This is a genomic window from Psychrobacter sp. CLB018, from assembly GCF_041222815.1.
Classification (GTDB): Bacteria; Pseudomonadota; Gammaproteobacteria; order Pseudomonadales; family Moraxellaceae; genus Psychrobacter; species Psychrobacter faecalis.
In genome coordinates this window covers 1135956-1150172 of record NZ_CP166085.1, presented here as the reverse complement: position 1 = coordinate 1150172, position 14217 = coordinate 1135956, and the positions used below count along the sequence as shown (strand labels likewise).

13 protein-coding genes and 2 pseudogenes are annotated in these 14217 nt (G+C 43.4%); 7 read left to right on the top strand and 8 right to left on the bottom strand.

The window, feature by feature from the left end; translation table 11 throughout:
• Positions 1-185: 185 nt before the first annotated feature.
• On the top strand, positions 186-335 hold the full coding sequence (locus AB8P72_RS05000; protein ID WP_198328181.1) for a hypothetical protein: 150 nt from the start codon (positions 186-188) through the stop codon (positions 333-335).
• A gap of 211 nt (positions 336-546) precedes the next feature.
• On the opposite strand, the pseudogene AB8P72_RS04995 reads toward AB8P72_RS05000, so the two are convergent.
• The 4 genes and pseudogenes from AB8P72_RS04995 to AB8P72_RS04980 all read right to left on the bottom strand — a co-directional run bounded on the left by AB8P72_RS04995 (position 547) and on the right by AB8P72_RS04980 (position 4063).
• A pseudogene (locus AB8P72_RS04995) lies at positions 547-1298 on the bottom strand (IS5 family transposase).
• Between the two features lie 77 nt (positions 1299-1375).
• Positions 1376-2437, bottom strand: coding sequence for an LLM class flavin-dependent oxidoreductase (locus AB8P72_RS04990; protein ID WP_369958121.1), 1062 nt, complete (start codon positions 2435-2437; stop codon positions 1376-1378).
• Positions 2438-2536: 99 nt separating this feature from the next.
• Entirely contained in the window at positions 2537-3451 is a 915-nt protein-coding gene (locus AB8P72_RS04985) for an MBL fold metallo-hydrolase (protein WP_369958120.1), read from the bottom strand.
• A gap of 63 nt (positions 3452-3514) precedes the next feature.
• On the bottom strand, positions 3515-4063 hold the full coding sequence (locus AB8P72_RS04980) for a cysteine hydrolase family protein (protein ID WP_369958119.1): 549 nt from the start codon (positions 4061-4063) through the stop codon (positions 3515-3517).
• Positions 4064-4223: 160 nt separating this feature from the next.
• Between AB8P72_RS04980 and AB8P72_RS04975 the strand changes: the two genes are divergently transcribed.
• Positions 4224-5150, top strand: coding sequence for a GlxA family transcriptional regulator (locus AB8P72_RS04975; protein WP_369958118.1), 927 nt, complete (start codon positions 4224-4226; stop codon positions 5148-5150).
• 114 nt (positions 5151-5264) lie between these two features.
• Here the strand turns inward: AB8P72_RS04975 and AB8P72_RS04970 are convergent, their stop codons facing one another.
• A complete protein-coding gene (locus tag AB8P72_RS04970) occupies positions 5265-7418 on the bottom strand; it encodes a heavy metal translocating P-type ATPase (protein ID WP_369958117.1) in 2154 nt (717 codons plus the stop codon).
• Between the two features lie 151 nt (positions 7419-7569).
• On the opposite strand from AB8P72_RS04970, the gene cadR reads away from it, so the two are divergent.
• Positions 7570-7980, top strand: coding sequence for a Cd(II)/Pb(II)-responsive transcriptional regulator (gene cadR / locus AB8P72_RS04965; protein ID WP_068406859.1), 411 nt, complete (start codon positions 7570-7572; stop codon positions 7978-7980).
• 192 nt (positions 7981-8172) lie between these two features.
• Here the strand turns inward: cadR and AB8P72_RS04960 are convergent, their stop codons facing one another.
• Positions 8173-8367, bottom strand: coding sequence for a heavy-metal-associated domain-containing protein (locus AB8P72_RS04960; protein ID WP_025646094.1), 195 nt, complete (start codon positions 8365-8367; stop codon positions 8173-8175).
• Between the two features lie 151 nt (positions 8368-8518).
• On the opposite strand from AB8P72_RS04960, the gene AB8P72_RS04955 reads away from it, so the two are divergent.
• Both AB8P72_RS04955 and cueR read left to right on the top strand, forming a co-directional pair.
• Positions 8519-10996, top strand: a complete 2478-nt coding sequence (locus AB8P72_RS04955) for a heavy metal translocating P-type ATPase (protein WP_198328185.1) — start codon at positions 8519-8521, stop codon at positions 10994-10996.
• A gap of 78 nt (positions 10997-11074) precedes the next feature.
• Positions 11075-11467 (top strand): Cu(I)-responsive transcriptional regulator, encoded by a 393-nt coding sequence (gene cueR / locus AB8P72_RS04950; RefSeq protein WP_191692463.1) that lies wholly within the window; start codon positions 11075-11077, stop codon positions 11465-11467.
• A 213-nt stretch (positions 11468-11680) separates the two neighbouring features.
• On the opposite strand, the gene AB8P72_RS04945 is transcribed toward cueR, so the two are convergent.
• Both AB8P72_RS04945 and AB8P72_RS04940 read right to left on the bottom strand, forming a co-directional pair.
• Positions 11681-12475 carry a siderophore-interacting protein gene (locus AB8P72_RS04945; protein ID WP_198328188.1) on the bottom strand — a complete coding sequence of 265 codons (795 nt, stop codon included), beginning with the start codon at positions 12473-12475 and terminating at the stop codon, positions 11681-11683.
• Between the two features lie 112 nt (positions 12476-12587).
• Positions 12588-13031 (bottom strand): MarR family winged helix-turn-helix transcriptional regulator, encoded by a 444-nt coding sequence (locus AB8P72_RS04940; RefSeq protein WP_198328000.1) that lies wholly within the window; start codon positions 13029-13031, stop codon positions 12588-12590.
• A 213-nt stretch (positions 13032-13244) separates the two neighbouring features.
• Here AB8P72_RS04940 and AB8P72_RS04935 point away from each other — a divergent pair, with 213 nt between their 5' ends.
• Both AB8P72_RS04935 and AB8P72_RS04930 read left to right on the top strand, forming a co-directional pair.
• Positions 13245-13772, top strand: a complete 528-nt coding sequence (locus AB8P72_RS04935) for a cytochrome b (protein WP_369958116.1) — start codon at positions 13245-13247, stop codon at positions 13770-13772.
• A gap of 91 nt (positions 13773-13863) precedes the next feature.
• Positions 13864-14058, top strand: a pseudogene (locus AB8P72_RS04930) (IS1595 family transposase); the annotation flags it as partial.
• Positions 14059-14217 lie beyond the last annotated feature (159 nt).

Genomic DNA, 14217 nt, shown 5'->3' with positions numbered 1-14217 from the left:
AATACAGTTTAAGTCCGAGCCATAATTTAGAACTGACCGATGAACAAGGTCAGCGCCATCTTGTCAGCACTGGCTCAAGAATGACCGCCAATAATGGTAATTTTTTGCTGGATATGGCAGTTAGAGGCCATGGCATCGTCTTACTTCCTACCTTTATTGCTTACTAAAAGCTAAAAGACAGAGAATTGACCCCATTATTGCAGCAATTTCAATTACCCTTATTAAACGCTTATGCGGTCTATCCAAAAAACAAATTTCTATCAAAGCGGTGCCGAAAGCTTATTGAGCTGATTACCGAGCGCTTTGGTGAGTATCCTTATTGGGATGAAGACTGAACCGCCCCGAACATATCTGAGGTTGATTTACTTAAGTAAGGCAGCATTGCCTAACAGCGTAAGATTATAATAATAAAGCGATAATGCTAGAGCCAGTCATTTTATCGGTATATCTAACAAAATCATTGCATCGATTGAGATTAATCGTTAAGCGCTTTGCTAACCTTTTACTATTACTATTACTATTATCAACAGGATCTAGGGCGTATCCCTAATTCAGTTTACAATGAATCATAGTACAAGCTAGATACAGCATAGACTTATAATTACGAGCCAATTTTTCGTATCGAGTCGCAATACTACGGAAGTGCTTTAGCCTTGCAAACGTGTTTTCAACCAAGTGTCGTAGCTTATATAAATAATGATCAAAAGCTAGATCTGGTTGTTTAGCATTTTTTCTCTTAGGTATGATAGGGCTTATGTTGTCTTGCTTGAGCCTCGTTCTAATGGTTTCAGAATCATAAGCTTTATCAGCAATGAAGTAGGTCGCATCCGTTAACCTCTCTATGATGTCATCTACCGCTTGGCTGTCGTGGACGTCACCCTCAGTGATTTTAAAATCAATCGGGTTTCCATGCGAATCGACGGTGAGATGAATCTTGGTGGTGGTTCCACCTCAAGATTTCCCAGTGTCTCGAAGCTCTCCTCGTCTGACGCCGCTTGAATGTTGATGACAGCGGATGTAGCTTCCGTCTGCGAATACCCGTTCTTCATCAATACTTGCTCGTAGGTCAAAAAAAATAGTTCCCATAACCCCTTTTTTGACAACCTGTTAAAGCGGTTGTAGGCAGTTCTCCATGGACATAGCCCACTCGGTATATCACGCCATAGGGCACCTGTACGAAGTTTCCACAGTATGGGTTCCATGACTTGTCTGTCGTTTTTTCAAGTATGACAGCCATGAGTCTTCATGGTGCTTTGGAGTTGTTCCCATGTATTATCATTGAGTACTGTTCTTGCCATATCCTAGAGAGCCATGTTTGAAATAGTCTCTATATTTTAAGGCTTTTGAACCTACTTTTCTAGATTAGGGACACGCCCTAGTGACTTGGCATACCATAGAGATTTGCGATTAGCTCAACAGTGCGCAATTGGGCGCGTCGCGAATAGCCCTGTACCACCATCATGACCTCATCGACCTCTGTCTGCTCCTGAAGATCCTCCAAACCTTTTGCTACCTCGGCAGCAGTGCCATGAAGGGTTTGATCAGTATACTGTTCAATAATCTGGTGCTCTTGTAAATTGCCTTGAAAAGCCGCGACTTCATCAGGGGGCAGTAAAGCAAAAGGTTTACGCTGGAACATTCTCAACATTGCCATGGCAGACGACGTTGACTGGCGACGTGCTTCTACAGGATCTTCGTCCGCAATCGCACCTATACTAACCAAACTGTATGGCTTGGCTAGGAATTGTGATGGACGGAAATTCTCTCGGTAAATGCGCATGGCATTTAAAACATCAGCACTGCCAAACTGCAAGGCAAACGCATAAGGTCTGCCAAGCTGTGCTGCCAGTTGCGCTGAATAAGTCGATGACCCCAAGATCCAGACATCAGCTGTGGTCTGTGATGGTGGTACTCGATTTTGCTCAGCCTGCCATGGGCCTGGCACCGCATGAACCTCACTATAAGGATGGCCTTTTGGAAAACTATTCTCTAAAAAGCCCAACAACTCTGTGACTTGCTGAGGAAACTCATCGTTCGCCGCATGGTGACGACGCAAAGCTGACGCCGTTGCGCCGTCCGTACCGGGCGCCCGTCCCAAACCAAGATCAATCCGTCCTGGCGCCATCGCATCAAGCATGCCAAATTGCTCAGCGACCACCAGAGGCACATGATTCGGTAGCATGATACCGCCTGCACCAAGCCTAATGCGCTCGGTTTCACCAGTAAGCCGAGCCACCATCATCTGTGGAGAAGGAACTGCGGCGCCCGGCATAGCATGATGTTCAGACATCCAAAACCGCTGAAAGCCCCTTTTATCCGCCAGTTTTGCAAGCGCGATCATCTCTTTAAAGGTGTCCTCTACTGTGTGGCCAACGCCGGTGAAGGCATTGTCGAGAACCGAGAGAACGAAAGGTGCGTTGCCAGAATTATTTGGCATATTCATAAACTGTCTCAGCTATGCAGTGTTTATTATATGTGGCAACACACTTTGAGCATTGCCACACAGGGAAGCTTCTAAAAATTGACTTCTAAAGAACTAGAATTTATAGGTTTGACCATCATTAGGAACAAGCGCACGCTGTTTGTTTAAGTGTTTTTCTTCGATAAAACGGCACAGCTCTGCCTTCGTGAGCGTGGCATGATTAACCGTATCCATATGTACGCTCACGATCTGAGCATTAGGAGAGAATTTATACGCACGATATACATCGTCTTTACCCATGATGATAGAATCATCGACAAAGGTAGTCAGCTGTGCATAGCCTGTGTTGAGGATGACCGCATCAGGCTTGTAGCGAGTAAGTGCGTCTTCTACTTCCTTATGCCAAATGGTATCTCCTACTACATAGACCGTCTTATAGTTTGGCTTTTGGAACACAATTCCCATCGTTTTGCCAAGTAACTGAGCAAGCGCTGGAACTTTATACATCGCATCAGTGCCATGCTGTCCGATGGTTTTATTGATTTTAGTGCCTTTAAACACCACACCTTGCTCTGTCAATACTCTGACATCCGTAAAGCCATCTTTACGTACGATTGCTGCATCGGCTTCATCTTGGGTAAAAATTGGCATGTCACGAGGCACTAAGTTACGTGCAGCATCATCCCAATGATCAGCATGTAAATGGGTCAAAATAATAGCATCCGCCTTAAGCACCTCTTCAACGGATATAGGCAAATCGACCATTGGATAGCGTATTTGGCTATTTACTGTGCCTTCAAACCCTGGATAAGCGTTTTTAGCCGCGAGCATCGGATCGACTAAAAACGTGGTACCGTCATAATCAAGCTTGATCGTGGCATTACGGATTTGCTGAAATTCCACCGTATTAGTCGCCGTCTGTTTTACCGCGTTAGAATTGGTCGCTGGACTGGCAAAGGTGGTACATGCGGTTAACAAAATGAAACCACTTAATAGTGTGGTGCCGGTCAGCGATTTCGTTATATTCATAATGGTTACCTTATTGATGAGTCTATGTTATGAGTTAATAATGGTTTGCTTAAAAACTTATGACTAACGCGCAATCCAAGTTTGGGTGTCAATCACTTCGCCATATAGGAATTCAATCGCTGCCATAATGGTGGCATGAGCCTGAGCTGCGGGTACGGTCGTGCCATTAAATTCAAGATCAAGCGTGGCACAGGCATCATGGATGGTGGTCGTTGTATAGCCAAAGTCAACCGCAGCACGAACGGTTGCATCAATACACATATGGCTCATGGCGCCAATCACGGTAACGTCTTTGATGTTTTCTTTATCAAGCAGATCTTTAAGAGAGGTCTCACGAAACGAATTGGGGTAATGCTTAGTGATGACGGCTTCGCCCTCTATAGGCTTTACTTTCTCATTGATTTCTACACCATCAGTACCAGGCGTAAAGATTGGTGCTTCATTTGATGGCATCTCATGACGGATATGAATGACGGTATGGCCTTTTTCTCTAGCAGACGCAATAACCAACGCCGCATTGGCAGCGGCTTCGTTAATACCTACGAGTGATAAGTTACCTTGCGGAAAATACTCATTTTGAATATCTACAACGATCAGTGCTTTTGTGCTCATGATGATTCCTTTTTTTATCAAAGTGACTGTATAGGCGTACATTATATAAGCGCTGTGACACACTAACGAGTGGCTACATCGACACACAAGAGGTTAATAACGACATATGAATCAAAAAGACGCTATTGAAATTGGGTTAGTTGTTTATGAGAAGGCTCAAATGGCGGCCGTCCTTGGCTTGACTGATTTACTAGTCATTGCCAGTAAGATCGCCGCCAAACATCGAGATACAACCGATCTGCCTTTACAAGTGAGTCACTGGGAAATTAAAGATGCTGATCTGCGACCTACCTGCACTTTTTCGAGCAATTCTGATAGTGCAGGAAGGTTAACAGCTATCATCATTCCACCCACGTTAGAGACGCCAATTGCAAAGCAAGCAGCGGCACCATGGCTGGAATGGCTAAGAGATCAGCATTCCACAGGTGTGATACTGTCATCCGTCTGCGCCGGTGCTTTTTTACTGGGCGAGACGGGACTCCTATCCAAACGCAAAGCAACGACGCATTGGGGTTATGTAGAAGAGTTTGAACAGCGCTTCCCCGATGTCGATCTTGATGTGGATCGCATTATTATCGAAGACGGTGATATTGTGACCGCTGGTGGCGCGATGGCTTGGACGGACTTGGGGCTTAGGATGGTGGATCGCTTTCTTGGCTCACAAGTGATGAATGAGACCGCTCGTGCGTTGTTAATTGATCCCTCAAGGCGTGAACAATGTTATTACAGTGCATTTTCTCCAATACTCACCCATGGTGACGCAGCCATATTAAAAGTGCAGCATTGGCTACAAAGAACCAATGCACAAGATATTGACTTATCCACCCTCGCCAATTACGCGCAGCTAGAAGAGCGTACTTTTCTGCGGCGTTTTCATAAGGCAACGGGCATGACATCCACAGAATACTGTCAGCGATTACGCATCGGCAATGCCAAAGATTTTCTACAGTTCTCGTCGTCTCCTGTTGAGCAAATAGCGTGGAAAGTTGGTTATAGTGATGCCAGTGCATTTCGTAAAATATTTAAGCGCATTGTTGGTTTGACCCCTAGCGAATATCGGCGCAGATTTACTCTGGATGAAGAGTGATAGGTTTAGGCGATTTCTGGATTAAAGGTAGGTGCATTGACTGCTTGTAGGCAGGAGATAGGTTTAATAAAACGGTCCCAATGTAGTTGCGACCGCCTTATCCTTTAATGATAATTAATCGGAAGATCTTGTTTTAAAACGCAGTAAACGCAATGCATTCAGCGTCACCAGTACTGTAGCACCAGTATCCGCTAGCACAGCAATCCAAAGCCCTGTCACGCCGAGCACAGTGGTTATCAGAAATATGCCCTTTAACCCAAGTGCAAATATGACATTTTGATGGATATTTCTCATGGTGGCGCGGGATAAGGCAATAAGGTTAGCAACGTCTATCACGCGGCTTTTTAATAGGGCAATATCAGCCGTTTCGATAGCCACATCCGTGCCACTGCCCATCGCAATGCCAATGTCTGCCGCTGCCAAAGCGGGTGCATCATTGATACCATCACCAATCATCGCTATTTTACTATTGCTTTGCATCTCACTGAGTAGACGTAGCTTGTCTTCAGGTAACAGCTCAGCTTTCCACTCTATATCTAACTGACTGGCAAGCGCTTTTGCCGTACGACTGTTGTCACCTGTGAGCATGACGGAGCGCACGTTCATCTTGTTAAGCTGGGCAATGGCCTGCTTTGCATCCTCTCGTAACTCATCACGTAGAGCGACCAATCCGAGCGCCTCCCTCGTTTGCTCATCAAACAAAATAGAAACCGTTTTACCATCATTTTGTAGCATCTCAATTTGAATCTGCTGCTCAGCTGGCAACATCACTTTCTCAGCGACGTAGACTGGTGAGCCGATGGCCAAAGAGCGTCCAGCAACCGTTGCATGAACCGCTTTACCTGCGGTCGCAAAGGCGTTGGAGGATCCAGGTATGACTACCTTAGCGGCTTTGGCATGATCCACAATAGCGATAGCAAGCGGATGACTGGAGGTAGCATCGACACTTGCAAACAGTGACAGTAGTTTATCGCGACCCTCAGCATCGCCATGTACTGTTTTAAAATCAATGATATCGGTTACTCGAGGTTTGCCCTCGGTCAAAGTACCCGTTTTATCAAAAGCGACAGTGTTGACCTGACCCACCAACTCCATGACATTACCTCCTTTGATAAGCAGTCCATGGCGCGTGCCGACAGCCAAACCTGAGGCAATAGCGGCAGGTGTTGACAGCACAAGAGCACAAGGACAGGCGATCAGTAATAGCGCTAAACCACGGTATAGCCATACTCCCCATTCTGCTCCCATCAGTAGAGGTGGGATAATAATCACTAAAGCCGCAATCGCCATAACGATAGGCGTATAGTAGCGGCTAAAGGTTTCAATAAAGCGTGCAGTCGGTGCTTTGGACGCTTGTGCCCGCTCCACAAGCTCAATAATACGAGCAATTGTATTATCTGCCGCTGTTTTTTCTACGCGTATTTGTAGTACCACATCAACGTTGATAGATCCAGCAAAGACCTCATCGCCTATGGTTTTGGCAACAGGAACAGATTCTCCCGTCACAGGTGACTCATCAAGGCTAGACGTACCTTGAACAATCACGCCATCAGCAGAGACTCTATCACCAGGACGCACAAGCACCTTATCATTCACTTGTAGTGAAGTCGCTGCCACCTGACGTTGTTGTCCTTGCGCGTCCAGTAAAATAGCTGTCTTTGGTACAAGCGACGATAATGCTCTGATTCCTGCGCGCGCACGATTAGCTGCGACACTCTCTAATAGCTCCCCAACCGAGAATAAAAAGACCACGGCAGCCGCTTCTTCAGCTTCACCTATGATAAGCGCGCCAATAGCCGCAACAGACATGAGCATTTCAATTGAAAAAGGCGATCCTGCTAACGCCAGTGCAGAAGCTTTGCGAGCAAATGGTAGGACACCGATAGCCACAGCGGCAATAAAAGCCCATGCGCCATATTCAGGGAAAATTAAAGACAATACATATGCGGCACCCATCAAAAGCCCCGTACCAATGACCTGTTTGCCTTTTATGGTTTGCCACCAGCGCTGATTGTCCACCGCTGATTGATTACCATCATTGCCCCTCTCATTTTGTTGACCCGTTAACGCTGACACACCAAACCCTAGGCTTTTAATGGTTTTCTCGATATCTTTAACGCCAGTATTCGTATCAGGCGCCAAGGTTAGCTCTAGCTTTTGAGTCGCAAAGTTTAACTGAACCTCAGAGACACCAGGTATTCGCATTAACGCCCGCTCGATTTTACCAACACAACTGGCACAGTCCATACCTTCAATATGATATTGCATAATCACTTCTCCTCTTGTTAAAGGCAGTATGAACCCTATAGTAACTTTAGGGTCAAGACTTTTAACGATAAAGAGGTTTGATTTTTTATCAGCAAACCTTATAGTTACTTTATTGTTTAGATAATAGAAAATACTATTTAAGGAGATACACATGCTAATCAAAATTGGTGAGCTTGCCACGCGCACCGGTGCGACGGTCGAAACCATTCGCTATTATGAGAAAGAGAGGTTATTACCAAAACCTGCGCGTAGCCAAGGCAACTATCGTTTGTATAATGAAGCGCATTTTGAGCGTCTACAATTTATCCTGCACTGCCGTACGCTCGATATGACTTTGGATGAAGTACGAACCCTGCTTCAATATAGAGATAAACCTGATGAAAACTGCGGTGAGGTCAATGTGCTATTGGATGAGCATATCGATGCGGTAGAGACACGTATGGAAGAGCTGATACAATTAAAGCAACATCTACTAGCGTTGCGGCAAAAATGCGCAAGTGAAGCGCTAGCTGAATCCTGCGGAATATTGCATGCGCTTGCCGATAACTCGTGTCATAGATAAAGTATTCATTTTGATAACACTGTCCACTTTTTATCATTAAAAGTAGACCTATAACCAAAGGCGCGGGGCAAACGCATCACTAAGATGCAGTTGCCCATGTCAGATTTTTTTCAACTGGTCAATATTTTCAGATGTGATTCAGCCCATCGTCCTTTCTGTCAAACAGATAGGCTGCGCGTTTATAAGGCTGATTCATTGCGCTTGTGCAGGGAAACCGCCTTTTGCTAAAGCAGCTGTCATCTGCTCAATACTGGCGATGGTTTCGATACTGACCACTTTGGCTGCTAAATCAATCTTAACCTTGGCCTTTGAGTCGATATTCTGAATAGCTGCTGTCACACCACGGGCACAACCGCCACAGTTCATATTTGCAATCAATAGTTTCATACCCTTTCTCCAAATAAGTTTTATTTCATCACTAAGCTTAAGCCTTGTCATAATGGTAAGGTCAAACACATTTTTGAAAAAATATACTTGACCTTACCATGATGTCAACCTATATGCTGTTGATAATAGATTGAACATGATAGAGGCTGTTATGAATTCAGAAAATAGTAAGTCTTATCTTTATAGTGAGACATTGCCCATTGAGGGTATGACTTGTGCTTCATGTGTGGGACGAGTAGAAAAAGCATTAAAAAAAGTTGAAGGTGTTGAAAATGCTGAGGTGAATCTTGCGACTGAAAAAGCCATGATTTCCTCATCTCAACCTTTAGACCTTATCGCAGTAACCAAAGCCGTAGAACGAGCCGGTTATAAGATCTTGGCATCTCAGCCGATTGAGCTGTCGATAGAAGGTATGACTTGTGCTTCCTGTGTTGGACGGGTAGAAAAAGCATTAAAAAAAGTTGAGGGCGTACAACAAGCAAACGTCAACCTTGCTACTGAACGCGCATGGGTACAAGGCAACGCTCAAGTACAGAGCAGCGATTTGATTCAAGCCGTTAAAAAAGCGGGATACACAGCTAAGCAGATTGAGCAAAGTGTGAGTGTTCAACAGGATAAAAAAGCCACGGAACAGCAACAGCTGAAACGAGATTTAATGATCTCTTTAATTTTAGCCATGCCTGTTTTTATTCTAGAAATGGGATCACATATGATTCCAGCTTTTCATATGTGGGTCATGGACAATATCGGCACGCAACAAAGCTGGCTGATTCAATTTGTTTTGACTACACTGGTACTCATCTTTCCAGGCCGACGTTTTTATCAAAAAGGTATTCCGGCATTATGGCGTTTTGCCCCAGATATGAACTCATTGGTGGCGGTTGGAACACTGGCGGCTTATAGCTTTTCTCTCATTGCAACATTTATTCCACAAGTTCTACCCGAGGGCACCGTGAATGTGTATTATGAAGCGGCCGCTGTGATTGTGAGCTTAATTTTATTAGGGCGTTATTTTGAGGCAAAAGCCAAAGGACGTACCTCTCAAGCCATTCAACACTTAGTTGGTATGCAAGCAAAAACAGCGCGTGTTCACCATAACGGACAAGTGGTGGAAGTAACGATTGCAGAAGTGACCACAGAAACGATCGTTGAGATTCGTCCCGGTGAGCGTGTTCCTGTTGATGGTGAAGTTATTGAAGGTCAAAGCTATATTGATGAATCCATGATTACAGGTGAACCCATTCCTGTCAAAAAACAAGTGGGCGATCAAGTGGTAGGAGGGACGGTCAATCAAAATGGAACTTTGAATTTTCGGGCAACGGCTATCGGAGAATCTTCGGTATTGGCACAAATCATTCGCATGGTTGAACAGGCTCAAGGATCTAAATTACCGATTCAGGCATTGGTTGATAAAGTCACGATGTGGTTTGTCCCCATGGTCATGCTCTTAGCCGCTCTGACTTTTATAGTCTGGTTTATTTTTGGTCCTGAACCTGCTTTGACATTTAGTCTTGTCAACGCCGTTGCCGTCTTAATTATTGCTTGTCCCTGTGCAATGGGATTGGCAACCCCTACGTCTATTATGGTCGGTACAGGTCGCGGTGCAGAAATGGGCGTGTTATTTCGTAAAGGTGAAGCGTTGCAAGCTCTACAGGAAGTTAAGGTCATTGCAGTCGATAAAACCGGCACCTTGACCGAAGGTAAACCAACTTTAACGGATTTTCATGTCCAACAAGGGTTTCAACATGAGCAAGTCTTGCGTATTGTGGCATCGGTTGAGGCAAAATCTGAACATCCCATTGCCGTAGCCATTGTTCAGGCTGCAGAACAACAAAATATCAGCTTATTACCGATTACCAACTTTGAGTCTGTGACGGGATTTGGAATTAAAGCGGAAGTGGCAGGTCAAACCATTCATATTGGTGCTGATCGTTATATGAAGCAATTAGAGCTTGATGTTACACCTTTTGAAAACGAGGCTGCACGCTTAGGACAAGAAGGTAAAACCCCACTTTATGTCGCGATTGACCAAAAGCTAGCCGCCATTATTGCCGTTGCAGACCCTATTAAAGATACCACTTATGCCGCTATTGCAGGTTTACATCAATTGGGCTTAAAAGTGGCAATGATTACAGGCGACAATCGGCATACCGCCCAAGCAATTGCAGCAAAATTACATATTGATCAAGTGATCGCAGAAGTGTTGCCTGATGGAAAAGTAGATGCGATACGTCAACTGCAACAACAGTATGGTCGCGTGGCTTTTGTTGGCGATGGTATTAATGATGCGCCTGCGCTAGCCCAAGCTGATGTCGGTCTAGCGATTGGGACAGGGACAGATGTGGCGATTGAAGCCGCAGACGTTGTGTTGATGTCAGGTAGTCTACAAGGTGTCCCTAATGCGATTGCTTTAAGTAAAGCAACTATCAAAAATATTCGACAAAATCTATTTTGGGCATTTTTCTATAACATTGCTTTAATTCCAATTGCCGCAGGGGTTTTATATCCAGCGTTTGGAATTTTGTTGTCACCTATTTTTGCTGCAGGAGCAATGGCCCTATCCTCTGTTTTTGTGCTAGGTAATGCCTTTCGCTTAAAGTATTTTCAGGTGCCAATGATTAAAGCATAGATTGTATTAAGATAGGGTTAAAGTCGCGATTCAAAGTAGTCATTTGGCTTTAACTCTTTTTATATCAGGAGGAAAGTTATGAATATCGGTCAAGCGTCAGAGCAATCAGGAATCTCTCCCAAAATGATCCGCTATTATGAACAGATCGGGTTGCTTGATGCCGCAAAGCGCTCGAATTCAGGTTATCGAATGTACTCTAAACAAGATATAAAAGGCTTATGCTTTTTAAAACAGGCTCGCGATTTAGGTTTTTCGTCCAAACAGATGAAAGAGTTGCTTGATTTGCGGAAAAATACAGATCGGCAGAGTGCTGATGTTAAACAATTGACACTGCAACATATCGCAACTTTGAAACAAAAAATAGCTCAATTGCAAGATATGGTGAGCTTATTACAGATTTCTGCTGATCATTGCTCAGGTGATGAAAACGCAGAGTGCGCAATACTAGAAGATCTTGAACAGGGTGAATAAAATAAATTATATTTGATCCTGTCTGTGTTACTTATCAATGCGACTTACTGTATTTATCATGCCTCTTATGCGTCATTCTGGCAAAAGTTGCCGCGCCTTGACTTACCTGGAAAATTTAACGGTTTCACAGTGGTTTATAGTTGCTATAGCTGTTGGTCAAAAAAGAGTTATGGGAACCAATCTTTCTCGTCTATTTACTATCATTTTTCTATTTTAGTCTGCCTCTTTTTCTGCACGTCGATCACTCGCAGATTGGTCTTCAGCAAAGCCTGATTTCCAATATGAAAAGGCGTATAGCTCGTCTTTTAACCACCCCAGTTCACCTTTTAGATACTGACGAATGGCTTTAACTGATGAAAACTCACTAGCAATATAAGCAAAACGGCTGTTTTCTGAACTTGGTAGCGTAAGCGTCTTAACCACAGCAGCGAGTTGACTGCCCTGCATAGGATGCGGGTTATGTAACCACGTCATTGCAATATTAGCTGACGTTGGTAAAACTTGTTCGTCTTTTTCACCATGAACTTCGATGATACATTGCCCAGTCGCGCTACTCGGCAGACTGTCAAGTATCGCCCCAAGCACAGGGATAGCCGTGGCATCGCCAACCAATAAAAATTGATCTGCTACTGGAAATAACGCTTTATTCTTAGGCCTCATCATCACCCCAAGCTCGTCACCAACTTTGGCATGAGTTGCCCACCCCGAAGCGGGTGCTTCATCACCATGAGCGACAAAATCAATCCAGATTTGTTGTCTTTCAATATCTACGCCGCGGTGGGTATAGGTTCGAATCACAAAACTGGACTTATCCTCTAGATTGAGCGGTTGGGATTTATCAATTGGTATGGCGACTTTATTGTTTACCCCGATAGTCATGGTCGCAATATTAGCAATCGTGTCAGGATGACCAGTAAGATAAATACGAATATAGTGCGGGGTCAATCGCTCCTTAGCGGTGACGGTCATGACTTCTTTCACTGGTTTTTGACGGGTTATATTATTCATAGAATTCTGCCATTCTTTATGTTTTATAGGTTTTTACTATTATGATTTATGTCGTTACTACTGATTGTTCTAATTCTTTAGAGGAGTTTGTCCGGCAAATCAGCAGTATTTTTTACCCATCAAGAATGCAGCTATTCTTAACATTATCTATCATGGCGCGACTGACTCGAAAGAATAACGCAAGCTCAACGGCGGTTAAATCCTGCGTGAGCTGGTTTTTAGCCCACACTTCTGCAGCGTTGAGCTTTACCATAATGTCCTCGCCTTTAACCGTCAGTTCGAGCAGTCGACTGCGACCATCTTGCGGATTATCTGTCTTAATAATCAAATCGGCCGCTAAAAGGTCATTCAATGCCCGAGTAATTTGTGCTTTATCACGCTCGATGTAATCTGCAATTGATTTTGCAGTGCTGTGAGGGTTATAACATACGACTTTTAAAGTTCTGATTTGCGTTACTGTTAATTCAAGCCCTTGTCGTTTGATGCCTTCGTGCAATAAATTGATGTAGGTATGCATCAATTGATGTAGCGTTTCACTCATCAAATTTTTAGCCATATAGAAACCTTTATGTAGTTGACTAAGGCAACTATATAAATTAAAGTTGATGGTGTCAACTATATTATGGTTTCTATATACTGATATTCTATACTTACGTTTTATAAGATAACAAAATGGCAATTGAGGTAATTTTTCTGAGTTTGTCGTTTTATATTTGGCAATTTAACTATCTTAAGTGGATTTTTAATAAACTATTTGCAGAGATTTATTATGAATAAGGTTCAACCCCGTATCCAGAAGTGGCCCGCAACGAGTCGTTTATTGCATTGGCTGAGCGCATTACTCTTGCTAGTAACGTGGTGTTTAATTTTGCTTTACGGTAATAATGAGAATCCGCTATACATTAGCCTACACAAAGCATTTGGTATCAGTATTTTATTCTGGACGATTATTCGGTTAATGAATCGATTCTTAACTAACGCACCTCCTGCAGTTCCAATGCCCAGATGGCAAAGCATCATAGCTAGGCTTACGCATTTTGCTCTTTATGCGCTGTTAATAGCAATGCCCATAGCCGGGTTATTAATGTCAGTATATGGTGGTCGTCCTGTTGATATATTCGGATTGTTCGAGATTCCAGTTTTGGTAACACCCGACCGTAGTGCGGCTCGTTTCTATAATGATTTACACACCAATATTATTTGGCCAATGATTATTATATTTACCATAGCCCACGTTGGGGGAGCGTTGTATCATCAGTTTATAAAAAAGGACAATTTAATTAAGCGTATGAGTTAGATTTTAAGAACGCTAGAAAATATTTAAAAAATGGGTTTATAACAACGTTTTTGAGATATTGAACTAAACGAGGCTTTCAATAATTTTTGAGTATACCCTAGCAGAACGAGACTATAATGCCTTAGATATCAGTGAGTTTACCCATTATTGTATTAACCCCTCCAAAAACTTTGTCCATGATAAAAATCATATCAATGGAATAGAGAGTTTTTGAAATCAAGCTAAGCATCATCTGCGTAAGTTTAACGGGATGCCAAAAGAGTATTTCTACCTGTATTTAAAGGAATAAGAGTGGCGTTTTAACGGCAGTGTCCCAAAGTTGCAATTATTAGGGCTAAACTAGTCACCTAGGATAGCTCCTGATAGTAATTATTAAAATTTTGGTGGTGTTCTAAAAAGTATGCTGGCGATAGAAGTCAATAAGAAATCTATGCTAAGTTCTCTG